The sequence below is a fragment of the Alphaproteobacteria bacterium genome, assembly GCA_039980135.1.
Lineage (GTDB): Bacteria > Pseudomonadota > Alphaproteobacteria > UBA6615 > UBA6615 > UBA8079.
Genome location: JBDXCV010000009.1, coordinates 332,794 through 358,145 on the forward strand (window position 1 = coordinate 332,794; position 25,352 = coordinate 358,145).

The 25,352-nt window shown below is 62.9% G+C and carries 23 protein-coding genes; 2 read left to right on the top strand and 21 right to left on the bottom strand.

Going from position 1 to position 25,352, the window contains the following annotated elements; all coding sequences use genetic code 11:
• The 15 genes from ABJ363_12035 to ABJ363_12105 form a co-directional block, all read right to left on the bottom strand.
• Complete coding sequence (locus tag ABJ363_12035) at positions 1 to 1,116, bottom strand: autotransporter outer membrane beta-barrel domain-containing protein (protein ID MEP4379723.1); 1,116 nt, start codon at positions 1,114 to 1,116, stop codon at positions 1 to 3.
• A gap of 200 nt (positions 1,117 to 1,316) precedes the next feature.
• Complete coding sequence (locus ABJ363_12040) at positions 1,317 to 3,290, bottom strand: hypothetical protein (protein ID MEP4379724.1); 1,974 nt, start codon at positions 3,288 to 3,290, stop codon at positions 1,317 to 1,319.
• Between the two features lie 32 nt (positions 3,291 to 3,322).
• Complete coding sequence (locus tag ABJ363_12045; protein ID MEP4379725.1) at positions 3,323 to 3,646, bottom strand: hypothetical protein; 324 nt, start codon at positions 3,644 to 3,646, stop codon at positions 3,323 to 3,325.
• Entirely contained in the window at positions 3,646 to 5,289 is a 1,644-nt protein-coding gene (locus tag ABJ363_12050; GenBank protein ID MEP4379726.1) for a sulfatase, read from the bottom strand. Before ABJ363_12050 ends, ABJ363_12045 begins: the two co-directional genes overlap by 1 nt.
• Before the next feature lie 4 nt (positions 5,290 to 5,293).
• Positions 5,294 to 6,592: a hypothetical protein gene (locus ABJ363_12055; protein ID MEP4379727.1), complete on the bottom strand. Its 1,299-nt coding sequence runs from the start codon at positions 6,590 to 6,592 to the stop codon at positions 5,294 to 5,296.
• A 22-nt stretch (positions 6,593 to 6,614) separates the two neighbouring features.
• Positions 6,615 to 7,427 (bottom strand): VanZ family protein, encoded by an 813-nt coding sequence (locus ABJ363_12060; protein ID MEP4379728.1) that lies wholly within the window; start codon positions 7,425 to 7,427, stop codon positions 6,615 to 6,617.
• Between the two features lie 92 nt (positions 7,428 to 7,519).
• Positions 7,520 to 8,449 (bottom strand): hypothetical protein, encoded by a 930-nt coding sequence (locus ABJ363_12065; GenBank protein ID MEP4379729.1) that lies wholly within the window; start codon positions 8,447 to 8,449, stop codon positions 7,520 to 7,522.
• Positions 8,450 to 8,519: 70 nt separating this feature from the next.
• Positions 8,520 to 9,143: a tetratricopeptide repeat protein gene (locus ABJ363_12070; protein ID MEP4379730.1), complete on the bottom strand. Its 624-nt coding sequence runs from the start codon at positions 9,141 to 9,143 to the stop codon at positions 8,520 to 8,522.
• A 68-nt stretch (positions 9,144 to 9,211) separates the two neighbouring features.
• On the bottom strand, positions 9,212 to 9,487 hold the full coding sequence (locus ABJ363_12075; protein ID MEP4379731.1) for a hypothetical protein: 276 nt from the start codon (positions 9,485 to 9,487) through the stop codon (positions 9,212 to 9,214).
• A 76-nt stretch (positions 9,488 to 9,563) separates the two neighbouring features.
• Positions 9,564 to 10,565 carry an MDR family oxidoreductase gene (locus ABJ363_12080; GenBank protein MEP4379732.1) on the bottom strand — a complete coding sequence of 334 codons (1,002 nt, stop codon included), beginning with the start codon at positions 10,563 to 10,565 and terminating at the stop codon, positions 9,564 to 9,566.
• 33 nt (positions 10,566 to 10,598) lie between these two features.
• Positions 10,599 to 11,759, bottom strand: coding sequence for an acetyl-CoA acetyltransferase (locus ABJ363_12085; protein MEP4379733.1), 1,161 nt, complete (start codon positions 11,757 to 11,759; stop codon positions 10,599 to 10,601).
• A gap of 296 nt (positions 11,760 to 12,055) precedes the next feature.
• A complete protein-coding gene (asnB, locus tag ABJ363_12090) occupies positions 12,056 to 13,831 on the bottom strand; it encodes an asparagine synthase (glutamine-hydrolyzing) (protein MEP4379734.1) in 1,776 nt (591 codons plus the stop codon).
• A 2-nt stretch (positions 13,832 to 13,833) separates the two neighbouring features.
• Positions 13,834 to 14,865 (bottom strand): glycosyltransferase, encoded by a 1,032-nt coding sequence (locus ABJ363_12095; GenBank protein ID MEP4379735.1) that lies wholly within the window; start codon positions 14,863 to 14,865, stop codon positions 13,834 to 13,836.
• A 2-nt stretch (positions 14,866 to 14,867) separates the two neighbouring features.
• Positions 14,868 to 15,650, bottom strand: coding sequence for a glycosyltransferase family 2 protein (locus tag ABJ363_12100; GenBank protein MEP4379736.1), 783 nt, complete (start codon positions 15,648 to 15,650; stop codon positions 14,868 to 14,870).
• Entirely contained in the window at positions 15,647 to 16,630 is a 984-nt protein-coding gene (locus ABJ363_12105; GenBank protein MEP4379737.1) for a glycosyltransferase family 9 protein, read from the bottom strand. The genes ABJ363_12100 and ABJ363_12105 overlap by 4 nt, the downstream gene beginning before the upstream one ends.
• 153 nt (positions 16,631 to 16,783) lie before the next feature.
• On the opposite strand from ABJ363_12105, the gene ABJ363_12110 reads away from it, so the two are divergent.
• Positions 16,784 to 17,680 carry a folate-binding protein gene (locus ABJ363_12110; GenBank protein MEP4379738.1) on the top strand — a complete coding sequence of 299 codons (897 nt, stop codon included), beginning with the start codon at positions 16,784 to 16,786 and terminating at the stop codon, positions 17,678 to 17,680.
• A gap of 157 nt (positions 17,681 to 17,837) precedes the next feature.
• Positions 17,838 to 17,996 (top strand): hypothetical protein, encoded by a 159-nt coding sequence (locus ABJ363_12115; GenBank protein MEP4379739.1) that lies wholly within the window; start codon positions 17,838 to 17,840, stop codon positions 17,994 to 17,996.
• A gap of 101 nt (positions 17,997 to 18,097) precedes the next feature.
• Here ABJ363_12115 and ppdK read toward each other — a convergent pair whose 3' ends face one another.
• From ppdK to ABJ363_12145, 6 genes are all read right to left on the bottom strand, one after another.
• The gene (gene ppdK, locus ABJ363_12120; GenBank protein ID MEP4379740.1) at positions 18,098 to 20,788 is read right to left on the bottom strand and encodes a pyruvate, phosphate dikinase; all 2,691 of its coding nucleotides are present in this window, start codon (positions 20,786 to 20,788) and stop codon (positions 18,098 to 18,100) included.
• 10 nt (positions 20,789 to 20,798) lie between these two features.
• Positions 20,799 to 22,871, bottom strand: coding sequence for a glycine--tRNA ligase subunit beta (glyS, locus tag ABJ363_12125; protein MEP4379741.1), 2,073 nt, complete (start codon positions 22,869 to 22,871; stop codon positions 20,799 to 20,801).
• A 5-nt stretch (positions 22,872 to 22,876) separates the two neighbouring features.
• Entirely contained in the window at positions 22,877 to 23,767 is an 891-nt protein-coding gene (locus tag ABJ363_12130) for a glycine--tRNA ligase subunit alpha (protein MEP4379742.1), read from the bottom strand.
• A gap of 173 nt (positions 23,768 to 23,940) precedes the next feature.
• Positions 23,941 to 24,159, bottom strand: coding sequence for a hypothetical protein (locus ABJ363_12135; protein MEP4379743.1), 219 nt, complete (start codon positions 24,157 to 24,159; stop codon positions 23,941 to 23,943).
• A 113-nt stretch (positions 24,160 to 24,272) separates the two neighbouring features.
• Positions 24,273 to 25,031, bottom strand: coding sequence for a methyltransferase (locus ABJ363_12140; protein MEP4379744.1), 759 nt, complete (start codon positions 25,029 to 25,031; stop codon positions 24,273 to 24,275).
• Positions 25,028 to 25,276 carry a DUF2007 domain-containing protein gene (locus ABJ363_12145; GenBank protein ID MEP4379745.1) on the bottom strand — a complete coding sequence of 83 codons (249 nt, stop codon included), beginning with the start codon at positions 25,274 to 25,276 and terminating at the stop codon, positions 25,028 to 25,030. The genes ABJ363_12140 and ABJ363_12145 overlap by 4 nt, the downstream gene beginning before the upstream one ends.
• Positions 25,277 to 25,352 lie beyond the last annotated feature (76 nt).

Consider the following 25,352-nt stretch of genomic DNA (forward strand, 5'->3'; position numbering starts at 1 on the left):
TCAGAACCTGAGACGCAATGTTGCGGACAGGGAGTAGGCCGAGAAGTTCTCACGTGCCAGAGCGGTTGTGCCGGCAAGAGTACCGGTCGCCCGTTCTGACAACTGGACCGAAGCACCCGCACCCAGGGTCGCACCGACGTCATCCTCGGGCGGCCGCGTTGCAGCGTCGAGGGCGGAGTAATCCGCGCCGACGAAGTCATACTCGCCCTGGATCGAAAGATAGGGGATGAATTTCGGGTTTTTCACATAGTCGATCCGGCCACCGAAATTCACCTGGCCCAGCTGGGAATCACCCGCCGGGACATCGACACCACCGGTGCCCGATTCCGTGTAACCGTCATTGCTGGATTCAAACCAGAGGAGCCCCGCCTTCGGTGCAATGGCGAAGTTCGAGTGACGCAGAAGATAGGTGAGGTTCGACGCAACGAAATACTTCGATGAATCGTAGTTGCCCGTGATTGCGCCGTTCGCACGCGTCGCATCGTTCTCGGTCATGCCATAGCCGGCCACGACGTCCAGAAGCAGGTTTCTGTTCTTGCCAAGAATGGCAACGAAATACGGTGCAACGGTAAGGCCTTCGCTATCCAGCGAGCCGTCGTTAAAGGTCAGTGTCGTTTCCGTGAACTCACCCGATACCGACAGGCCGCCGATCAGGCGGTCCGTGAACAGCCAGTCGGCGCCCGCGGAGACCGAGTAGGTGTCGCCATCGGCCTCAATCGCCACCGAGTCCTCCTCGAACTTCGAGTAACCGGCATTCAGCCAAACGGCGAGTTTTCCATCCACGCCACCGGCCGCAGCGCCGCGCGTGAGGGTCTTGAAGCCGTCCTTGCGGTCAAACCTGTATTCAATCTGGCTGGTTTCCCCGGGGCCACCGCCTGTGTCACCGCCACTCGGAAAGGTGCCGCCCGTCGCTGTCACGAACTGCGCGACCGTCCCAGTCACACCGGTCTGGGTCGTCTGAACGGTGTTCTTGGTCGTGGCCGTGGTCGCTGCCTGGGTCGTGTCACTGTTCGACGTTCCGGTCGTCTTGTTCGTCGCCGCCCAGCTTGACGTGCCCGCGAGTGCGAGAACAGGCAGCGCAATTGCCATTGCACCAAACGTGTTTATGAATTTCATCCGACGATCCAGTACCAACAGTTGGAATTACACAGGTTTTTGTACATTCAATACCGTGCCAGAACAACCATATTCGAAGACGATTCGATACACCGAATCGCCTTTAGATGCAATTTTGCAACAGTGTGTTTCTTCGTAATTTAACAACCATAACATATGGTTAATGAAACCCGAAAAGCATCCTGGCTGGTCTCACGCATTTAACCTTCCGGTTCGCGCACGACGGCAACCGCATGTTGACGAATTTGGGCCTGAAGTTCCTCGGGTATCTCAAGAACCTGCGTGACGCCGAATTCGAGTGCACGCGCGAGCAGAAGCAGGCCCTCCGTACGCCGGTCCTGCTGTTCCGCGCGAAGCAGAATTGTTCCCAGATACCACATACCGATCGGGTCATCCGGGCTGATATCCAACAGCACCCGGGACAGGAGTTCGACTTCTCTCCAGTTTTCAAGTTCCAGATTCTTTGCGAGGTATCCGATCGCAATATCGAAGCGCCGTGGCACCAGGATCAGCGAACGCGCCAGTTTCTGCGGCCAGTTCTCGAGCGAGCCTTCGTATCGTCTTCGAAGCGAGCCTGCCTCACCGCCAAAGGCGACATCGGTTCTGAACGCTTCCATTGCCAATTGCAGCGCCACGGATTGGCTCGTCGCGGCGCGCGACTGGGCGGAGCAGACATAGGCGTCGATCAATCGCAATGTCTCGGTCGGCGCCTCATCCGCCTGTCCATAGCGTTCGAACGCCGGCCGGTAGGATGTGATGAGGCCGCGGGCAAGATCCATATCCGCGAACACCGCACTGGCGGGATGGGTTTCACAGGCAAAAGGGCTTTGTGCCCCCCTTGCCTGAACATCGGCCACCCGCAACCGGACATCATTGTCCCGATCGAACAGCCAGAGCCCCGCGCCGATGAAAATCGCGGCCATCACCGGCAGGAGCATGGCCACAGCTCGTGCACCATGGCGCGACAAAACCTGGGACGGGGATGCCGTTCGCCGCGCCGTCACAATGCCCAGCATCAAGGCGCTTGCGCCGACGGTTCCCGCCAGTTGTCCGCTCAGCGCGCCGATGCCGGCGACCGACGATGCGGCAAATATTGCAACCGGGATGTCCTCACGCCGGGCACACAGAACCACCGCCGCATGGATCGCGACAACGCCCAGAACAGCCGGAAAACCGGCACCAAACAGGGCCTCAAGATAGATACTGTGCGCATGGGATGTGCCACGTCCGGGCAAGTCCCAGGCGGTCCCCCACACCGGCGCGTTGGCGAATAACAGGAAGCGGTCGAATGTCAGCTCGATTTCGCCCCACCCCTGTCCAATCGCAAATATCCAGGGATCCGCCTCCAGCGCCGTAAACAAGACCTGATTGAGGAGCTTTCGCGAGAGTATCGAAGGCACTTCGACCAACTCGGGCAGGAGCCAGGTTGCAAAGATACCGGCGAACGGCGCGAAAAAAATCGCGGCCGCCGCCACCAGACGAACGCGCCATTCCATATTCGGCCAGATACGAATCACCGTGTAAGCGGCGATCCCGGCCGGAACCGCAAGAAACGGGATGAGAATCAGGGCCGACAGATTTACCGAGAAAGCCAGCGCCGGGATCATCGCCGCCGCAGACGCCAGGCAACGTCGCTTGAGCGAAAACTCAGGGGTCAGGAACCACACGCCGACCGCAGCGGGGGCCGCAAGTCCCCCCAACAGATCCAGACTGGTGAAGAAGGATTGCCCCCAGATGACAAAAATGAGAGGCGCCCCGGCACCAATGGCAACGAGCACCGCGAGCAGAATACGCATGCGCGCCCGGTCCGGGCCGAGCACCAGCGCCGTCGCGATCAAGATGGCCAAACCAGCGTATCGAAGAGTTGCTTCGCCGATATCCGTGGTCCCAAAGATCGACAACCATGAATAGTCGGAAAACGGCGCCAGTGCCCCGCTCCACAATGCGACGAACAAGCCCGCGAGTACCGCCGGGTGCGTCAGCGCGGCCTCAACGGGATCATGGTCATCGAGCCAGACGAGAACCAGCCCGAGCGCACAAATGCCGACAGACAGATACAGCGTCATGCTCATCGGGGCCAGGCGCGGCCAAACACCGAGTTCGATCGGCGCGAACGCCGAGAAAATCGAAAGGAGCGACAGCACCGCGCCAGCAAGCGCAATGTTTGCGCCCACCGAGCGCAGTAGCGGCCGGGGCGTCGTCTCGCCTACGGCCCCCACTTGCGCCCCTCCACCCGGCCATGCCGGTTGAAATGCTCGCGCGCACCGAACACGCCCAGCGTACTGGCAGCACCATATACATCGTCGGCGGCAACATCCGGATTGCGCCGCCAGTACGCCTCGGCAAGCACCTTTTCACGGACCTGATCGATCGAACCGGCGCGCGCATAGTTGTTGATGATCGTTTGTTGTTCGGCTTGCCGGGCATCAACAAGTGCAGATCCGGCAAGGCCGACAGCGAAAACAGCCAGTGCGGCGGCAAACAGTGTCAGCCCGGCAAGCTGCCATCGTATCGTTGCGAGCCGCACCATTACCGCTCCAACTCCAGTTCGAGCCACGCGCTCCAAGATTCGGATGCCTCGGACGGACGAACCCGGAACCGCACGCTTTTGTAGGGCACCACCCATGTCTCCCAGTATTTCCTGCTCACGGGGCCGAAATCGTGACGTGTCCCTTCAACCTCCAGCTCCCCCGACAATGAAAGCAGGCCGGTTCCCGCCTGATACTCCACGACATAGCCCGCGTTCGGATCGCCCGTCCACGCAAGATATGTGGCCTCGGCGATATCCTGATAGCCGATCCGCCGGCTGACTTTTGGCCGCACCCAACTCGGCCCGACACTTCCGCGCGAAACATCGCCGCCGCCATCGCCGGCCGGCGGCAGCCGGCGGACTGCGAAGTCGCGCAGCAGTTGCGCCGCGATCCGGTCGGCTTCGGCGGGACGCGGGTTAAGCGCCATGCGCTCTCCCGGGTCACGGGCCAGATCCCATGCCTCGATCCCCGGCGTCGTCGCCGCATCGACGGTCACATGTACTTTCAGATCGCCCTCGACACCCGCGAGCACGAACGCGTTCACGTTCTCCGGATCGGTCTCGGAAAACCCGGCGCGACTGGAAAAGCCAGCCCAGGCCAGGGCTGAACGCGCGTCGAACAGGTCCGGTGCCTTGGCCTCAGGCATCGTGCCGAACCCCAACATGGCCGCCAGTGTCGGCGCGATCATGCGATGGTCGGTCGGCCTGTCGACCACGGTGCCGGGCGGCACCGGCAGCAGGTCTTTCGGCGCCCAGACAAACATCGGGACCCGCACGATTTCCGCATGCAGATGCCCGGCGCGCGTCGTCGACGCATGGCCGACATGCCCCCGTTCGAGCAGCTCCTCCCCGTGATCGGCGGTCACGATGAGAACGGTCGTATCGCGCAGACCGGATTGCTCGAAAAACGCCCAGAATTGCCCAAACCAATTGTCGAAATCATCAATGCCGCCACCATACAGCGCCTCGATCCAGGCCCGGTCGCCTGCGGCGAATGCAACAGCGTCATCGGGAATGGCCGGCAAGGTCCGTACCATCTTGCGCCGCGCGGTTTCGGACGGGCCGGCAACGGGAAACTCGGCAAGAATTTCATCTGCCTTCGTCGGGCTATACGGAAGATGGGTATCGAGATAATGGTGCCAAAGAAAGAACGGCTCCTTCTCTCGCACGCGACCGGCCAGCCAACTTCGCATATCGGCACCAAGTTCATATTGGAATCCGAGATTGCGAAACAGGTCGATCTGCATGAACGCCTGCAATCCCGCAACGCGCCACCCGCGCGCCGACAGCTGCTCGGTCAGCACATCATATTCCGGCGGCAGCGAATCGCCGCGTGTGTCGGTGCCTTGCTGGAGCGGCGACACGCCGGTCAGCACCGAGATGATATTGGGTGCCGTCCACGCGGAAACGGCCCGATGACGGTCGAAGCGGACCCCGGCTTCCGCGGCGGCTAGAAGTCGCGGCATCCCATCCGCGGTCACGGTGTCTGCGCGCCAGCTTTCGACGGTCAGCACGATCACGTTGAGCGGCTCTTCACGAACAACGTCGCGAAGCGCGAGCACAAACATCACCGCCAGAACGAACATCGACAGGCCCGGTAGGATCACGTTGCGCGACAAAAGCGTCTTCCCTTGGTGCGTCATCACCCTAACGATCCGCGGTCGTTAACTTCAACACGGCGGTTCCGAATCCATCGAGGCTGCCGATAACCAGACCATCCCTGACGGTGACACGGGCATCTCCGGCCAGTCGGTCGATCGTCAGGATCGGATCGTCGAGCCGCACCCGAAACTCCAGCGATCTGTCGTCAACACTTACCACCACCAGGACCAGGTCCGGCCCCATCGCCTTGAGCACCGTGCGAACGGGTGTCTCGCTGTCTGCCTCACCACGAACGTCGACCACATGGTCGATCGCGGCGGCCGGCGAAAGCCAGACGTCGCGCAGTTCCGTGATTTCGCGATTGAGCGCCACGACGGCGCGCCACAGCGCCTTGCTCTTGCCGATCACGTCCCTGTTTGCCGCAAACGGCGTCGCACCCACCAAGCTTCCGGGCAGGATCGTTTCATACGCCGGAAGCGGCTCAGGTCCGATCCCGGTCACCAGCCCGTTGCGCGTGACGAAGCTGTCGAAGCCGAACCAGATGATGCCCGTAGCCCCGTGGACAAGCCCGGTATAGGCCATCGACCGGGCTTGGCGTTCGTCGGGCATCAACCACCCGAAAGAACGGCTTTCGAAGGCCTGGGCCACATACCAGACGGGCTTTTGCTGAATGCTCGCCTCGACCGCAAGCGACGTCACCGGACCAACCCCCTCTCGACCATCCAGTGTCGCCATCGTGTAGTCCGTAACGGGATAGGAAAAGAAGGACGCGACGTCTCCCGCGCGCTTCCAGGTCCGCCAGAGGTCGAGATGCGGCGCCGAGACCGTCGGCGAATCAACAACAAACACCGCGCGATCGGGATCTATCGCTCTGATCTGCGCGCGGCGCGCCAGAAATCGATCGACGCGCGCGTCCGCCGCGGGCCCCGGCAGATCGAAGGATGGTTCGTGATCGACATCGAAGGCCAGGACATTCGGATGACCCTTCGCCAATCTCACGGTCTCATCGCTCGGCAACGACATCACGACCTGCAAGCCGGCATCACGCGCGGCATCGAGCACGTCGGTATTTTTCAACCCGCCCCAGGCAACGACCGTGTTGAATCCCGCCGCAACCAGCGGCGCAAACCCATACTCTATCTCGCCGAAGGTCCCGGTAAGCCCGTGGTAAATCCCGACGGGAAAGAAGGATACCTCCGGGTCATACCCGTTGCGGGGTCGGCCTTGCGCATCCGTGTGCGGCACCCCTTCGCGGTAAATTACTTGCGGGGCATCCTCGAGAACGCGCCAGCCACCCCCCATCTCGACAACGGGTGTACATGCCGCAAGTGCCAGGGCGGCCATGATCACGACCCGCCTGGCGCGCCTAGGCAAATTCCAGCACCGCAAAAGTGATCGCGGCCGGATAGGCCGCAAACAGGAGACAAATCACGACGATGGGTCGAAGTGCAGCTCTGTCGCCGGCCGACGGGAGCCGTTCCAGCACGAGGGCCAGCGCGACCGCGCCGGCAATTGCCGGCAAAACGGTCCAGTCGGGAAGAAGGTCATACCGAAAGCCCGTGGCAGCGCTGGCAAACAGCGAGACACCGATCACAATCAGGACAATCGCGACTCCAACGGACTTCGACATCCGGTACTCGGCCCCCTCGAGGGCCGGCCTGCCGACAGTCGATGTGAACGCGCGGATCGCGAGTGCGCCCGCCCCAGCACCGCAAAAATTAATGAACATATCGCGCACGCCGAATGTACGTCTGTCGTGCAGCCCCTGCAGAAACTCATCGTGAACACCGTAGAGAGCGGCCGCGACGAGCACGAAAAACAGCGTCCGATTGGTTCGCAGACCCTTGGGGAGCGAGAAGGACAGCAGAACCGTCAGGATCAGATATTGGGGTACATGGATTCGTTTCGCGGGAAACGCGGGGTCCGTCGACGCCAGCCCGATGAGCGCAACGACCAATGCGGCGGCAATATACTTCCAGCCGATCACGGCGCCCCGTTGTCGGCTCCGCATCCATGCCGAGACGACAATGATCAGGACAAGGAGGACAATCACCACAAAGGGTATCGCGTCGCGAAACCCCTTCGATGTCACATTGCTGATCGCCTGCCAGATCACGAAAGTGTTGACGTAGGCGATGACGAGACACACCGCCACACAATGAAAAAGGAAGGTCCGCACAACTCGGGCTTTCGCAAGAAGCGAGATCGGCTGATTTCCCGGCAATGATGTCACAGTGAACAATGCGCGACAATCGAGAGAGCCGCGCGCGCCTATTTCACAACCCCATAGAGATCGTCGAACAGCCAGCCAATCCTGTCGGAAAACGCGATCAGCGACCAGCCGTCCACACGGTCCAGTATAACGGACGGATAAACCCCCCCATCGATCTGCGCCACACGGCTGCATGCCGTCGTTGCACATGTGCGCAGGTTCGCCCGTGACGCCTTGATTTCGACACGAACAACGGTCAGCGGATCATAAGAATCGGGGGTCAGGGGAGATTGGGCCGAGACATGGGGCACCGCGCTGCCGCGATCATTCTTTATTCTGACCGGGTGCGAGCCAATCAGCGGCGCCAGAAACGGCGGGGTGGCCTGAACAACAGCCCAGGCAGAAAGCCGATCATCGTCGCATAGGGGCAAATCCGCCACGACAATCTGCGCCTCCCAACCCGACCGGCCCAGATTCGGGTGGACGGCCTCGGCCACGTCGGGACGGTCCTGACTGACTTGCGCGCGGGCGACAACAAGACGACACATGACCAGAAGAACATCCTTGTAGCGGATGCCGACCTGCCGTTCGCCGGCCCACCCTTGCGCCACCAGAACATTCTCTGCCCCGACAATTTTCTGATCGACCAACACGCCGCCCTCACCGATCACCGCAAGGCGGTCGAAATGCCCGGATGCTTCATCCGTTCGACGCCAATCGTCGAACTGCGTCTGGCGGCCGGGAGGGAAGGAATCGACGATAATCTGAGGCGCGGAATTCGAATCGAGGTCGAGCGCCGGCCGGTCCAGAGACTCATCCAGGCTGCCGGGACTTCCCGACCCGGATTCCCCGGGACCCTTTTCAGGCGCGATCTGGCCTGATCTTACCGGCTTGGGCGCGGTGCTTTGCTGTTCGTTCGTGAACACGGCAAAGAGAGCCCCCACGCCGAACACCAGCCCAAGGACAAAAATCCATCGATAGATGCGCATCAGTTTCTCGTCGCCAAACGATGGGTGAGTTCTGCACTGTAAACTGCAGACAATAATCCGGTTCGATGGTCTAGCGCGCACCGGCGGTCGGGGACAAGGGCAGCTCGGACAGCATCCGTGCATTTGTCATCACGTCTGCCGGATGGAGACGTGAAATCCGCGCCGTGAGGTCCTGTGCCGGCGTCAGGCCGGCCCGGCTAGCACGCAGGAGCCACGAGATGGCTTCGGCCATTGCATCATCGGTTTCCGCCCTGTTCAGCAGCATGACACCGAGATTGTACTGCGCCGACGGATGCGCGCGAAGTGCCGCCGCCCGGTACCAGACCTCGGCGGCCGCCATGTCGACCGGCCGCCCGCGCCCGGTTTCGAGGAACGTCGCGAACTTGAACTGCGCATCCGTCAATCCCTGGACCGCGGCCCGCTCGTAAAGATCGGCGGCGCGCGCAATGTTTTGCCGGACATCGGTCCCGGTTTCATACTTGATCGCAAGGAGGAACTGGGCGCGGGCATTCCCGGCTTCCGCTTGCTGGTGGTACCAGTTCAGGGTGCCGGTATAGCCCTCGGGTGCAGCGGTTTGGGCCGCGGCCGGCACCGCAAAGGCAAGACCCGCGAAAACCATGGTTGCACGACCCAGACGCCCCAAATGCACCATCCGACGCTCCACCTCATCCGTCACGCGCACGGGTGTACGCATGTTCGAGGGTCAAAAGCGCCACAATTTTACGTTTGTTGCAAGTCGCAGGCGGCCCGGCGAAACACGCGCTAGCGGTCGTCCATCATGTTCGGCGGCGGGCCTTCGAATCCCCGGAGCCGGTTCCCCGCGCCTTCCAGGGGGGCCTCATAGCAATCCGCGGCGCCGATCGTGTCATAGCAATAGACCGGGACCACCGGCAGCGGCGCCTCATCTTCCAGCCACCCTGCCGAAAGCACCCCGTCGAAATCCGGCAGATATTCGCGCCATGGGTTTTCGCACGCGGACAGCAGCAACGCCGCGCCAAGCGCAGCCCCGACCTGCCATCTGTTGTTCCTGGAAACCATGCACCCAACCTCAGTTGGGCTCAAACCTAGCGCCCGCGGGTTAAGAGAGGATTTACCCGCCCCGACCCGAACGCCCTCACGCGTTGACGTCGATCACCGTGCGGCCGCGCAACGCGCCCTTGAGAATCGCCTTTGCGAGATCGGGGACATCGCCGAGTGGCGCCACACTCGTCATGGCATCGAGCTTGTCGAGCGGAAGGTCCGCGGCAATCCGCTGCCAAATCCGTGTGCGATGTTCCTTCGGTTGCATCACCGAATCGATGCCCAGGATGTTCACACCGCGAAGCAGAAACGGCAGCACCGTGGTTTCAAGCGTATTGCCACCCGCCAACCCGCAGGCCGCGACCGAACCGCCATACTTCATCTGCGCCAGGACCGTCGCGAGTGTCTTGCCCGCGACCGCATCGACACAGCCCGCCCAGCGCTCGCGCTCCAGGGGTTTGGATTCCGCCTCCGACAGCTCGGCCCGATCGATCACCTCGCTCGCGCCCAGACCCTTGAGATAGTCGTCAAGCTCCCGGCGTCCCGAAGACGTCACGACCGTGTAGCCGCGCTTCGCCAGGATGGCGATAGCCACGCTGCCGACCCCGCCCGCGCCGCCGGTGACCAGAACATCTCCCCTGTCGGGGGCCAGTCCATGCGCCTCCAGCGCATCGACGCACAACATGGATGTAAATCCCGCCGTCCCGACCGCCATCGCCTGTTGCGTCGTCAGCCCGTCGGGCAGCGGCACCAGCCAGTCGGCCTTCACCCGTGCCTTCTGTGCCAGGCCGCCCCAGTGAATTTCGCCGACCCGCCAGCCGGTCAGGACGACCTTGTCGCCGGCGGCATAGTCGGGATGGTCGGACGTCTCGACCGTCCCGGCGAAATCGATGCCCGGCACATGGGGAAACTCCCTTACCAGGCGGCCGATATTGCCGTTCACGACCAGGCCGTCCTTGAAGTTGATGGTCGAATACTCGACCGCCACCGTCACATCGCCGTCGGGCAAATCGCCAACGCCGACATCCGTGACGGACGACGACGCCTTGTCATCGTCGCCCTGCGCAAGCAGGACGGCCTTGAATGTATCGCTCATGTCGTCGCAATCCCGGTTCGAAGTGCCGTGGGTCTAGCGCAGCGGCTCGAGAATCGACACATAGCTGGAGACCGCCGACCCGCCCATGTTGAACACCGCACCCAGTTTGGGGCTGTCGAGCTGCAGATCGCCTGCCATGCCCGTGAGCTGCATGGACGCGATGGCATGCATCGACAATCCGGTCGCGCCCAGAGGGTGTCCCTTGGACTTGAGACCGCCGGAGCGGTTCACCGGCAGTTTGCCGTCGGCATAGACCCAGCCTTCCTTGATCGCGGTCTCGCCCTGGCCCTTCCCGGTCAGGCCCATCGCCTCGTAAGACAGGAGCTCGGCGCTGGTAAAACAATCATGGACCTCGGCGAACCCGAGATCCCCGATGGAGATACCGGCCTCGTCGAAGGCGCGCGCGAAGGCTTCGGCCGGTCCCTCGAAATCGATCACGGTCCGGCGCGACATGGGCAGATAATCCTGGACATGCTGGGCGGCACGGAAATAGACGGCCTTGTCCATCTTCAGCGCGGTATCGACATCGCTCAGCACGATGGCCGCGGCGCCATCCGACACCAGCGAGCAGTCGGTCCGCTTGAGCGGTCCGGCGACGACCGGGTTCTTTTCGGACACGTTGCGGCAGAACTCGTAGCCGAGGTCTTTCTGCAGCTGGGCGTAGGGATTATCGCAGCCATTCTTGTGGTTCTTCGCCGCGATCATCGCCAGCGCGTCGGACTTGTCGCCGTATTTCTGGAAATAGGCATCGGTGATCTGCCCGAAGATCTCGGCGAAACTCGACGCGGATTCCTCACGCAGGTAGGAGGCCTTGGAGAGAATGCCGCCGAGCACCTCGCCGCTGACCTCGGTCATCTTCTCGACGCCGACCACGAGCACGATACGCCCGCGCTTGGCGGCGATATGATTGAGGCCCTGGTAGATGGCGGCCGACCCGGTCGCACAGGCATTCTCGACATGGGTCGAGGGTTTGAAGCGCAGATCCTCATGGGCCTGCAACACGAGCGAGGCCGGGAATTCCTGGCGCACGAAACCGCCGCCAAACGTGCCCAGATAGATCGCGTCCACATCCTTGGGTTCGACCCCGGCATCGCGCATGGCGCCCGTGGCCACGCTGACGATCATGTCCTCGATGTCGTCATCCGGGCGCTTGCCGAATTTCAGATGGTCCCAACCGACAATGCATGCGGTCATGAGTGGTTCTCCTCGGTCTCGAGGGGCGACTGTGGCCCCTTCTTTTTCACAATGGTCGGACGAGTCTATCGCCGGCAAACTTGGGTGCGGCGCACAATATGAACGGAAAATATAGGCCCGCAGGGGGCAGAAGTCAGCCAAAAGTCGGAGACCATCCCATCCCGTGAACAACAGTTTGAATTATTTGCAGAAATCCTGCGTCACCCGGCGCCGGCGCTCGATTTTCCGCTGCCGCGCAACCCTGTCCGGCGACCCGATCAGGACGCACTGACACGCCGCACTGTCAGGATACACTGTCAGGCTGCCCGGCGCCCGGTCTCGAGCGCGTCGCGGACATTCTCGACATCGCGGATACCGAGCATGTGATGGGCGTGCCACAGCGCATAAAACAGCAACACCCAGGCGGCAAAGCCCGGGCGCTTGCCCTTCTTGGCAAAAAGCGCTTCCACCGCGCGCGGGTCGCAGACCTCCAGAACACCCGGCTGGTACGCGACCAGCTGCCCGATCTCCACCGCGCCGGATTCCATCCATTCGGCGACCGGCACGCTGAAACCGCGCTTGCGTTCGAACGGACGCGCCTCGGGCAGCACCCCGTCGAGCCATTTGCGCAAAAGCCATTTGCCGCGGCCGTCGCGCACCTTGAGCTGGTCCGGCAGGCGAAACGCGACCGCCGCAACCTCCGGGTCCAGGAACGGTGTGCGTCCCTCCACGCCATGGGACATCAGGCAGCGGTCGACCTTGATCAAAAGATCATTGGGGAGCCAGTCCGCGCAATCCGCCGCCTGCGCTGATTGCAAACGGCTGTAGGTGCCGGTGTCGGCGGTCTGCTCCGCGGCAGCGATACCATCGCGCCAGCCGGTGGGTGAATCACGCAGCACGCCAAGACCATCGAAGACGCCGCGCGCGCGCATGGTTCGCCCGCCGCGCCACCATGGCCGCATGGCGCTGCGGTAGCGCCCGTATCCGGCAAACAGTTCGTCGCCCCCCTCACCCGTCAGGACCACTTTCAGACCGGCCGCCTTCACCGCCTCTGCGAGGAAATAAGTCGGCACCATCGCATAGTCAGCCGTCGGGTCATCCATCGCCGCGGCAATCTTCGGCAACGCGCGCCAGAACATGTCCGCATCGATCGCCAGGTCTGTCATCTCCGCACCGGTTATCCTGGCCAGTTCGCGCGCGCGGGCGCGCTCGTCCGGCACGGAGGTGCCAACAAATCCCGCTGTGAATGCCTGCACCGGCTGGCTGTTGAGCTCCGACATCAACGCCAGCAGCGCGGAACTGTCGACCCCCCCGGACAGGAACATCCCATAGGGCACATCGGACCGCTGATGTACCTCGACACTGTCACGCAAAGCCGTATCGAGAAGTTCGAGCGCCGTTTCCTCCGACCAGTCCGCCACCCCATCCGAGGGCAGGACGGACCGGCGGCGCCGGGCGACCACGCGACCGTCGCGCACGACGACCGATTCCCCCGGCAATACGCGCGTGATGCCGTCGAATACCGTCTCCGCGCCGGTCGTGAACTGGAGTTGGAGCAATTCGGACAACGCCGTCGGATTGACCCGCGGCGCGACCATCCCGGATTCGATGAGCGCGTGGGGTTCCGATGCGAACGCAAAACCGCGGTCCGTCTGGGCGTAGTAAAGCGGCTTGATGCCGAACGGGTCGCGCGCCAGCACGAGCTGCCCTTCGATCGGGTCATACAGCGCGATGGCATACATCCCCCGCAGATGATCTACGAAATCGAGACCGTATTTCCTGTAGAGATGCAGGGGCGGTTCGCAATCGGACTGGGTGGAGAACTCCTCGCCCTCCATCTGCGCCCGCAGTTCGACATAATTGTAGATTTCGCCGTTCGCCACCAGGACCGCCCCGCCCGGTTCGTAGAGCGGCTGGTTGCCCGTCTCCAGATCGATGATGGCGAGGCGCGTCTGGCCCAACGCGACATTGCGCGCCGAATAGGCACCCTCGCCATCCGGCCCGCGGTGCCGCAGCGCGTCGACCAGTCGCTGCAATACGCCTGCATCCGCGGTCGAGCCGTCAGCTCCCATGACACCGGCGATTCCACACATCGTCAGGAAACCCGCTCGAAGAAGTTCTGATACTGCGCGACGACCGCCGCCTCCGTGTAACTTTCTTCATACCGCCGGCGGCCCTCAACGGCCAGGCGCGCCGCGTTGGCGGGGTCGGCGACGAACGCCTGGATGCCGGCCGCAAGCGCGTCGGTATCATCCACCGGCACAATAAGACCGGCCTCATCATCTCCGATCAGGCTGACAGGCCCGGCGGCCGCAGCGGCCACGACGGGTTTCCCGGCCGCCCAGGCTTCCAGCACGATATTGCCCAGTGGCTCCTGGCGCGACGGGCAGACAAAAATATCGCAGGCTTGCATCAACGCATCGGAATCGTCGCGCCACCCGAGGAATCGCACACGATCATCTACGCCAAGCTCGGCGGCGAGTTTCGACAGGTTGGCCGCCTCGGGGCCTTCACCGGCGATCCAGAGCCATGTGTCCGGCAGCTTCGCGAGCGCGCGCAAAAGCACATCGAAGGCCTTGTTTTCATGCAACCGCCCCATCGCCAGCAACAGCGGTGCGTCCAGCGGGGTATCGAAGCCGATCCGCGATATCGCGGGGCGTTGCGGCGGGTTCACGAAATTCGGCAGATAGACAATCCGGTCCTGGTCGAAGCCCTGCTTGGCGATGTGCTCGACAATCTCCGGCGTATTGCCGATCAGATAGTCACAGTGTCGGTAATATTTGAGATCGTAATAGCCGCCGAGCCGGGCGACCAGTTTGTAGCCGTCGGGGCCCTCAGATTTGGGTGTGGCCCAGCTGGCACGGCTCATCCAGCTCAGGACGATATCGGGTTTGTAGCGATCTATCTCACGCTGCAATGCGGGCCGGGTTCGGAAATCCATTCGTCCGCCGAACGGCAATTCCAGCGGCTCCACCCCGCCCTTGCGCAGCGCACGCGCGCGGACCGAATCCCGACGGATGATCACGCGCTGTTCGATATCGATGTTGGCAAACGCAATCGCCAGCCGGACGAAAAACGCCTCCGCGCCCCCCACTTCTGCACCCGCCATGGCCTGGAGCAGTCGCAAGGTTATTCATCCTCCAGATGGGCTTTGAGGTAGCTGAGGATCGGGTAGAGGCTGGCCATCAATGCAATCAAAAATCCGTACTGACCCTCACGATATCCCCGCCGCGCCACGTAGCATTTCCAGAAGCGCGAGAATATCCGCCGCAGATTATGTCCGAAACTGCCGATATCGCCGGATTCGCGCAAATCGCGCGCACGCGCGCTCGTGTAACGGTCCAGCCGCTGGATCATGTCCGAGATATTGCGGTCCACATAGTGAACCATCGGGGCCGTCAAACGTCCCGAAGCGCCCTTGAGCTCCAGGGCGGGATGGATGCGCTGATCGCCCCATATCTTGGCCGGACCGCGCGCGGGGTCCTTGGCGAACAGGCGGACCGTCGCACTCACGCCCCAGGCCGCGCCCCAGCCGAACTCGACAAGCCGGTCACCGACGTAATTGTGGAACGGGATCAGGAAATGGCCGTAAGGCGCTTGCGCAATCGTCTCGCGAATATCCTGCGCCAGATCCGTCGTCACGCGTTCGTCGGCGTCGACTTCAACGATCCAGTCGCCGGTGCAGAGATCGATCCCGCGGTTCCTGCGCGCGCCTTCAATCTCCCAGGCCCCGGCCTCCACAACGGCACCGTGCGCGCGCGCGATCTCTTCGGACCCGTCCGTGCATCGGTCGAGAACGACGACGATCTCGTCGGCGAAGCCGAGCGCGGTCAGGCAATCGGCGAGCTGCGCCTCCTCGTTGTGTGCCACGACGAGCGCGGACAAACGCGGCATATGTTCGTGATCGGTCATTCTCGGTCTTCACCCACGCGGCGCCACAAACGCGCCGATGCACTGACGACCGTATCGACGGAAAGGCTGTCCATCAGTGTTTCGGTCGTGCGGTGATCATAGCCCGCCCCGCCGACAAGTTCGGAGAAGGGTTTTTCGGTCGCAACCCATGTCGCCCTGGAACCCCATGGCGCATAGCGTTCCGTGCGGCTCGGGCCAAACAGCCCCAACGTCGGAATTCCCGCGGCGGCGGCCATGTGCATCAGGCCCGAATCATTGCCGACAAACAGCGCCGAGCGCAGCAAACAGGCCGATATCGTCGGCAGGTCCTGCGTGCCGACCAGGTCGATCCGGCGCGCCGCCGGGATGGCATCGAGCACCGGCATCGCCGCATCACGCTCATTCTCGGCGCCGAGCACGGCAATCGCCGCGTCCGGCAGGATCGTGTCTGCGTCAGGTCCGGCGATACCCGTTAATCGCTGGAGGGTTTCGACGAACCGATCCGCCGGCCAGGTCTTGCCCCGCCAGTTCGCCGTCGGTGCGACAGCGATGACCGGCGTTTCCGCCGGTAACAGTTCGGCAGCCGCAGCCCGATGTTTCTCGCCGGTCCAAAGGTGCGGGATCGGCGGATTCTCCGACAGACCCAATGTCCGCGCGAACGAAACGACCGCATGTTCATCATGCTGCGAGCGCGGGGGTGCCACCGCGCGGCGTGACGACATGACCGTCCAGGGAATGATTGAACGCCGCAGGTCCACAACGAGCGACCAGCGATGGCCGGCAACCTGCCGCCAGAGCGACCGCCAATGGCCGGCGCGCGGTTTCTTGTGCATGGGGATCAGGCGTTCGAGGCCCGGAAGCTCCTCGAACAGGGGCGCAGCCGAAGCGCCACAGGCGACGGTGAATCGCGCGTCGGGAAAGTTCCTGTTCAGGAAGCTCAGCAAACCCGAGGAGAGGACGGCATCGCCAATCCGGTTGGGACCGACATAGAGTATTCGCATGACGATGAGGCTTATACCCGTGTGCCCAGCTCCGTGCCAATTCTTGCTGAAAAAAGAATGCGCGCGCGCCTTGCCAGACCGGCGCGACAAGCCAATTATCAATTCGATCCCGATGAACAACGCTTGGCCGCCGCCGGCCGCGAGAGACGTCTCATGACCATTTTCTCCGTCAAACTGCCGCGCGATGTCGTCGCGATCAGTGGCGCCGACAACCGGACATTCCTGCAGGGACTGGTGTCGCAGGACATGGACCGGGTCTCGGCCATGTTGTCCGTGTACAGCGCCCTGCTGACGCCCCAGGGGAAGTATCTGCACGACTTTTTCGTCGCCCAGTTTGGGGACGGCTTGTTGCTGGACTGCGAGGCCGGGCGTGGCGCTGACCTGATCCAGCGGCTTTCGCGGTTCAGGCTTCGTGCAGACGTCCAGCTCGAACCGCGCGACGATCTCGGTGTTTTCGCGATTCTGGGCGAAGGCGCCCACGATGCACTGGGATTGTCGCCGGTGGCCGGGCAAACCGCCCCGATCGCCCTGAACGATCGGGTAACCAAGGGGCTGGCCTTTACTGACCCCCGCGCCCCTGCGCTGGGATGTCGCCTGATCGGACCCGACGTGGAAACCCCGGATTGGTTGACCCGGGCCGGCATCGCGGAAGCGGATTTCGATACCTACGACGCATTGCGCATCTCTCTGGAGGTACCCGACGGCTCCCGCGATATGGATATCGAGAAATCAACACTCCTCGAATCCAATTTCGACGCGCTGAACGGGATCGATTGGGAAAAGGGCTGCTACATGGGCCAGGAATTGACGGCCCGGACGAAATATCGCGGCCTCGTAAAGCGCAGACTTGCAGCCTTCAAAGCCACCCACGCGTCCCAGATCCCCGGCACGGATGTCCTCCTGGGGGACCAGAAAGTCGGCGATATACGATCGCGCAGTGGCGATCATCTACTGATCTCCATTCGCCTCGACGCCCTGGAATCCGGGGGCCAACAGCTGACCGTCGGCGGCGAACCCTTGATCGCGCCAGGTGTTTCACCGGCCCGTTAATGTTCCTGTTTGGAATAAATTAACGTATTTTTAGCAAACTACGTTCATATATCGTCACCAGATATGCATATTTTGCATAATACATATCTTGATGTACCACTATTGCTGACCTAGATATGTGGGGCACAACGATTAACCCGAGCGTAGGAGTCACACGATGAAAAACCTCAACACTTTCCAGTCGGATGTGGAGATCTTGCGCCAGGCAGAACACGAGCGTGGTGAGGCAATGGTCGCCTTCTTCCGCTGGCTGTTTGCCGAGCGTAACCACGACAAACCGACCGAGGTGTCCGGAGACGCAGTCGCCGCCGAATAGCGCCGATTCCGGACCCCAAAACAACAAAGCCGCGCCCCTTCCGGGCGCGGCTTTTGCGTTTATAGTACCTGAAAAGAGGCCCGGTCAGGCCTGAAAGGCGATTAGGCCTTGGGTTCCGCGCCGGCTTCGACGCTGGCTTGCGCCGCCGCCAGGCGCGCAATCGGAACCCGGTAGGGAGAGCAGGACACATAGTCCAGCCCGGTCCGGTCACAGAATTTGACCGAAGCAGGATCGCCGCCATGCTCACCACAGATACCGAGTTTGATATCGGGACGTGTCTCGCGCCCCCGTTCGGCCGCTATCGACACCAGTTCGCCGACCCCGTCGACGTCGATCGACACGAACGGGTCGATTTCGATGATGCCCTGACGCTCGTAATCGTTGAGAAAATTTGACGCATCGTCGCGGCTGATACCGAACGTCGTCTGGGTCAGGTCGTTGGTCCCGAAACTGAAGAATTCGGCGGATTCGGCAATCTCGGCAGCGCGTAACGCCGCGCGCGGAAGCTCGATCATGGTACCGACCTGATACTCGACGCGCGTGCCCGTTTCCCCGAACACGGCCTCCGCGACCTGATCAATCGACGCCTTGAGAATATCGATTTCCTTTCGCGTCGCCGCGAGCGGGATCATGATTTCGGGCAATACCGTTTCGTCGGAATCCTTCGCGACGATCACGGCGGCCTCGAAAATCGCCCGGGCCTGCATCTCGTAGATTTCGGGATAGGTGATGCCGAGCCGACAACCGCGATGCCCCAGCATCGGATTCGATTCATGCAACTGGGTCGCCCGGTCGGTCATCGCCTGCGGATCACGCCCGGCGGCGCGCGCCACCTCGCCAATCTCTTCATCGGACTTCGGCAGGAATTCATGCAGCGGCGGGTCGAGCAGCCGGATCGTGACCGGCAGGCCCGCCATGATGTTGAACAATTCGACGAAATCCTGCCGCTGGAACGGCAGGAGCTCGTCCAGCGCGGCGCGGCGGCCCGTCACATCTTCGGCCAGGATCATGCGCCGCACGGCGACAATCCGCTCGGGGTCGAAAAACATGTGCTCGGTCCGGCACAGCCCGATGCCCTCGGCCCCGAAATCCCGGGCCGTCTTGGCATCCACCGGGGTTTCGGCATTGGTGCGTACCTTGAGCCGCCGGATCCCGTCCGCCCATGTCATCAATTTCGCAAAGTCGCCGGACAATTCAGGCTCGATCGTCGGCACTTCGCCATCGATGATCTCACCCGTCGCGCCGTCGATCGTGATGCGGTCCCCCGCTTCGAGCGTGCGTTCGCCGACACGCACCTGCCCCTTGTCGTAATCCACGTTGATCTCGCCGGCGCCGGCAACACATGGGCGTCCCATACCGCGGGCCACAACCGCCGCGTGGCTGGTCATCCCGCCACGGGTCGTCAGGATGCCGCGTGCCGCGTGCATCCCATGGATGTCCTCCGGGCTGGTCTCGATCCGCACCAGGATAACGTCCTCGCCCTTCTGCGCCATATCTTCGGCGAGATCGGCGCTGAGCACGATTCGTCCGGATGCCGCCCCCGGCGACGCCGGAAGGCCCTTGCTCAAAACCTTGCGGGGCGCGTCCGGGTCGAGCCGCGGATGCAGCAGTTGATCCAGCTGTCCGGCCTCGACCCGCATGATCGCGTCGGACTGGCTGATCAGCCCGTCATCCACCATCTCCACGGCGATCCGCACGGCGGCAGCCGCGGTCCGCTTTCCCGAGCGGGTCTGCAGCATGTAGAGCTTGTTGCTCTGCACGGTGAACTCGATGTCCTGCATGTCCTTGTAGTGCGCCTCAAGCGTCTCGCGGACCTCGGCCAGCTGACCGAATACCTCCGGCATGACCTCTTCCATCGACGGCAGGTCGGAGCCGTTCCGTTCCTTGCCCGCAATCGTCAGATGCTGGGGCGTGCGGATGCCCGCCACCACGTCCTCGCCCTGGGCGTTGACGAGATACTCGCCGTAGAAAATATTCTCGCCGGTCGACGGGTCGCGGGTGAAGGCGACGCCGGTCGCACAATCGTCCCCCATATTGCCGAACACCATCGCTTGCACATTCACCGCCGTGCCCCATTCCGCCGGGATGTTCTGCAGCCGGCGATAGGTAATCGCGCGCTGGTTCATCCACGAGCCGAACACCGCGCCGATCGCCCCCCAAAGCTGCACGCGGGGGTCCTGCGGGAAGGGCGTGCCCAGCTCCCGCTCGACGATGGCCTTGAACTCGGTGACGATGGCCTGCCAGTCGTCCGCCGACAGGTCGGTGTCGAGCGTCAGGCCGCTGTCCAGCTTGTGCTGCTCGAGCACCTCTTCGAACATGTAATGGTCGACGCCCAGAACGACGTCGCTGTACATCTGTATGAAGCGGCGATAGCTGTCGAACGCAAAGCGCGCATCGCCCGAACGGGTCGCCAGGCCCGCCACCGTCGTGTCGTTCAGGCCGAGGTTCAGGACCGTATCCATCATACCCGGCATCGAGGCGCGCGCGCCCGAGCGCACGGACACGAGCAGCGGATTCTCGGCGTCACCGAAACGCGTGCCGACATCCTTCTCGATCGCCGCCAGCGCCGATTCGACCTGCGCATCGAGGGTGTCGGGATACGTCTCCCCATTGTCGTAGTAATGGGTGCAAAGGTCGGTCGTGATGGTGAAACCCGGGGGAACAGGCAGCCCCAGATTGCTCATCTCCGCCAGGTTGGCGCCCTTGCCGCCGAGGAGATTCTTCATTTCGGCATTGCCGTCGGAAGACCCGGCCGCGAAGCTGTAAACCCATTTTTCCGTTGTAGCGTTCATCGAGTTTCCATCAGCCTTCGACTTTGGAGAAGTCTGCGACATTGTTCATAACCCCTTGGATTCGCGCGAGCAGGCGCAATCGATTCCCTCTGACGACAGAGTCGTCAACATTTACGGTCACGTCATTGAAGAGCGCGTCGATCGGCTGACGCAATCCGGCGAGGCTTCTCATGGCGGATTCAAATGCTTCGCCAGCCAGCGCCGCCTCGATTTCGCTTTCGGTCCGCGTCAATACGTCCCAAAGCGCACTCTCGATCGGTTCGTCGCCGCCCAACCCGGGGTCATATGCCGCCCCATCATATTCGGTGCCGTCTTTCTTTTCTTCGGCGCGCACGATGTTCGCGGCACGGCGAAACGCGACCAGCAGGTTGTTGCCGTCATCCGATTGCAGAAATTCGCCCAGCGCGCGTACACGCGCGACCAGTTCGACCAGGTCGCCATCGCGCTGCTGTTCAATCACCGCCTCGATATGGTCGTGGCGCACGCCGTCATCGCGAAGATGGACCTTGAGACGGTCGGCAAAGAACGACAGGAGGTCGTCATCGATCACCGCGTCATTGCATTTGTGATGTGCCCGCGCCTCGGCGAAGGCCGCGCGCAGGCTGATCCTCAGACCGTTCTCAAGCACGATCCTGATCACGCCGAGCGCCGCACGCCGCAACGCGAACGGGTCCTTCGAACCGGTCGGTTTTTCGTCGACCGACCAGAAGCCGATCAGCGTGTCCACCTTGTCCGCCAGGGCAACCGCCATGCTTACAGGCACCGACGGGCAGGCGTCGGACGGGCCTGCCGGCGAATAATGTTCGGCGATGGCATCCGCCACGTCGCCGGGCTCACCCTGCGCCGTCGCATAGTAACGCCCCATGGTGCCCTGCAGATCGGGGAACTCCCCGACCATGCCGCTGACCAGATCCGCCTTGGCGAGACGCGCGGCGCGCCCGACCGTCTGGGGATTCGCCTCGGGGATCGCCCCGGCAAACCACATCGCCAGCGCCTCGACCCGCCCGACCTTGTCGCCGATGCTGCCCAGCTTGGCGTGAAACACGATCCCGTCGAGAGATTTGCCCATCTTTTCGAGCGGAAATTTGAGGTCCTGGTCCCAGAAATACTTGGCATCCGACAGGCGGGCCCGCAGCACCCGCTCGTTGCCCGCAACCACGGCGGCCGGATCATCGGCCTCGATGTTCGAAACAAACGCAAATGAAGGCGCGATCTCGCCGTCGGCCTGTTTCAGGCCGAAATATTTCTGATGCTCGCGCATGGACGAAACCAGCACTTCCGCCGGCAGTCCCATGAAGTCACGATCGATCGACCCGATCAGAACCCGCGGCCATTCGACGAGACCCGCCACTTCCGCGTAGAGCCCCTCATCGTCGGGCACCTGAAAACCGGCACCCGCACACAGCTCGGCAAGCTGTTCACGGATCGACTGCTCCCGCGCGGCGGAGTCCGCGACAACCTTGGCGTCGCGCAGCCGTGTCTCGTAGTCGGCGAAATCCCTGACCGCGAAAGGCGCGGGCGCGTGAAATCTGTGACCCGCCGTCCGGTCGGTGAATGCGAGGATGCCATCGCCCGTATCCAGACCGCCCGACAGGGGCGCGCCGCCGAACAGGGCCAGAACGCCATGCAATGGTCGGATCCAGCGAAAACGCGACTCCGCCCAGCGCATGGATTTCGGCCAGGGCATGTCGTTGGCGACTGCGGGAATAATTTCCGAGAGCACGTCGCGGGTCGGCCGGCCGGTTTCCTCCCAGACAGCGACATAGAAGGAACCCTTCTTGTCCTCGCGGACCTCGCAGTCTTCGAGCGCTATCGCGATCGACCCGACGAACCCCTCGATCGCCTTTTCAGGCGCGTCCGTGCGCGGCCCCTTGCGCTCGACCGCGCGCGACGGCTGCGTCTCGGGAAGATCGTCGACCCGGATGGCGAGGCGCCGCGGCGTGGCACGCACATCAACCGACCCATGCGCAAGATTATTGTCCTTCAGCGCGGCCGACAGCAGCCGCTCAAGATCCGCCGCCGCCCGGCGCTGCATGCGCGCGGGAATCTCTTCGGACAGGAATTCAACAAGAAGCTCGGCCATTGCGCTCAGCCACCCGCCTGCGCGTGGAGCCACATTTCGCAGCAGCTCTTCGCCAGTTCGCGCACCCGCAGGATATAGGCCTGGCGCTCGGTCACCGAGATCACGCCACGCGCATCCAGCAGGTTGAATGTGTGGCTCGCCTTGATGCACTGGTCATAGGCGGGCAGCGCCAGTTCCTGCGCGATCAGCGCGTGGCACTCTGCCTCGGCATCCGCGAAATGCCGGAACAGAATTTCGGTGTTCGCATGTTCGAAATTATAGGCGCTGAACTCCTGCTCGGCCCGCAGGAAGACGTCGCCATATTTGGTGCCGGCACCATTGAAATCGAGGTCGTAGACATTCTCGACGCCCTGCACATACATCGCCAGCCGCTCCAGGCCGTAGGTCAGTTCGACCGCCACGGGATCACAATCGAAGCCGCCGACCTGCTGAAAATAGGTGAACTGGCTGACTTCCATCCCGTCGCACCAGACTTCCCAGCCCAGGCCCCAGGCGCCCAATGTGGGGCTTTCCCAGTCGTCTTCGACGAACCGGATGTCGTGTGACTTGGGGTCGATACCCAGCGCGCCGAGGCTCTGCAGGTACAGCTCCTGGCTGTCCTGCGGCGACGGCTTGAGGATCACCTGGAACTGGTAGTAATGCTGCAGGCGGTTCGGGTTCTCGCCGTAGCGGCCGTCCGTCGGCCGTCGGGACGGCTGTACGAAGGCGGCGCGCCAGGGGTCCGGACCCAATGCGCGCAGCGTGGTCGCGGGGTGAAACGTGCCCGCACCGACCTCCATATCGTAGGGCTGGAGGATGACACAGCCATGCTGCGCCCAGAACCTCTGCAGGGTGAGGATCAGGTCTTGAAAGCTGTGCGGCGACGCCGCAGAGCGAGCTGCATCGGGCTGGCTGATCGCGATTGTCCGAAGTGGTGCACCAATGCCTTTCGGCGCGGCGGAAAATAGAAGCGCCCCCACCCCCGGTCAAGGCGCGGGAGACGACATTCTGTGTGCAATATTCAACGAGAATGCGCGGTTCGAATTCGCGCGATAACTTTCAGCGAAACCGGCACCGGCGATCCGGCGGCTCAGTCCGGCTTCGCGTCCTTGTCCCGCACGACGTAGGTATCGCTTTCCGCGTCATATTCGGTATCGAACGCGTCGGGTTCGGGCTTGCTTGCCGCGCCCTTCGAATTGCCCTTTGTCGCACCCTGTGACGCGACGCGCCCGAACAGGCGGAATCCGATCATCACCGCGCCGACGATGAGGGCCAGAACGAGCAGCTTTGAGAGCGAAAATCCGAACATGGCCAGCTTTCCGAATGACTTCGCGTCACACCCGTGCGACGCGTTCAGGCAGCTTCATAGCACTAGCTTCGCCGGTTCCGCCAACCGTTCGCAGCGCGCCGCCGGGGTTGTGCCTACCCGGGCGCCGCCCCGAACCCCAGCCCGCCGCCGGCTTCGATAATCTCCCGCGCCTCGGGTGCGTAGCCGCCGTCGGGCCCGTGCAGGACCAGGCCGGGGCAAAGCGCAGTCGGCGCGTGCACGCCAACCCGCCCGGTGATGATGACCCGCTTCGCCGGGGCGCCCGCGCGCGGCCAGATCGGCAGCACCCTGATCTCGCCGCTGCATCGGGCAAAGGCGGTCAGCAGTTCCTCGAGCCGGTCGGCACGGTGGACAATCGTCAGCCGCCCCTTCGGCCTCGTACAAGCCGCCATGAACCCCAGCCAGTCTTCGAACGGCACGGATTCGATCGTCGCCGCGCCGGCCGCATCCCCGATCGTGCGCTTGTCCGCGCGGTGGACCGGCAGGTAGGGCGGGTTGGAAAAGGTGTGATCGAACGTGCCACGCAAATGGTCGGGCACGCCGCCGGCAACATCCAGGGTCTCGGCCCCGACGCGTCCGTCAAAACCGTTTGCCGAAATATTCGCGCGCAGATAGCCGGTCATCCGCGCGTCCCGGTCGATCCCGAGTACGTCGCCATGGGGCAGGCGCGATGCGAGACATAGCGTCGCACCGCCCGCACCGGAGCCGATGTCGAGCGCGCGCTGCCCGGGGTCAAGCGCCACAGCCGCCGCCAGCAGGACCGCATCGACCGAGACCCTGAAACCGGCGCCGGGCTGTCTGATTTCGACACGCCCGCCGAGCAATCGGTCCGTGGTTTCCGCCGCCGCTGTCACGCCGGCCCGTCCCGGGGCGCCGCGCGGGATGGCCGGGAATCAAGCAGTTCCGCGCCCACCAGCAACTCGCGGGCCACACCATAGTCTTCATCGAGCACCATCATGCGCTTCTGGATGGCGGAGATACTGCCCTCGATGATTGCGGCGTGCGTGTCGAACATGACGCATTCGATACCGGCATCCTTCAACAACGCCATCGCCAGCGACAGGGCGACATGATCGTTCGTCCTCAACAATTCGCGCAAGCTTCGCTCCGTCCCGTCGCGGTAATGTGGTCGGCACCTTACTTGACGCCCCTATCAAACATCATATGCTCGCCGC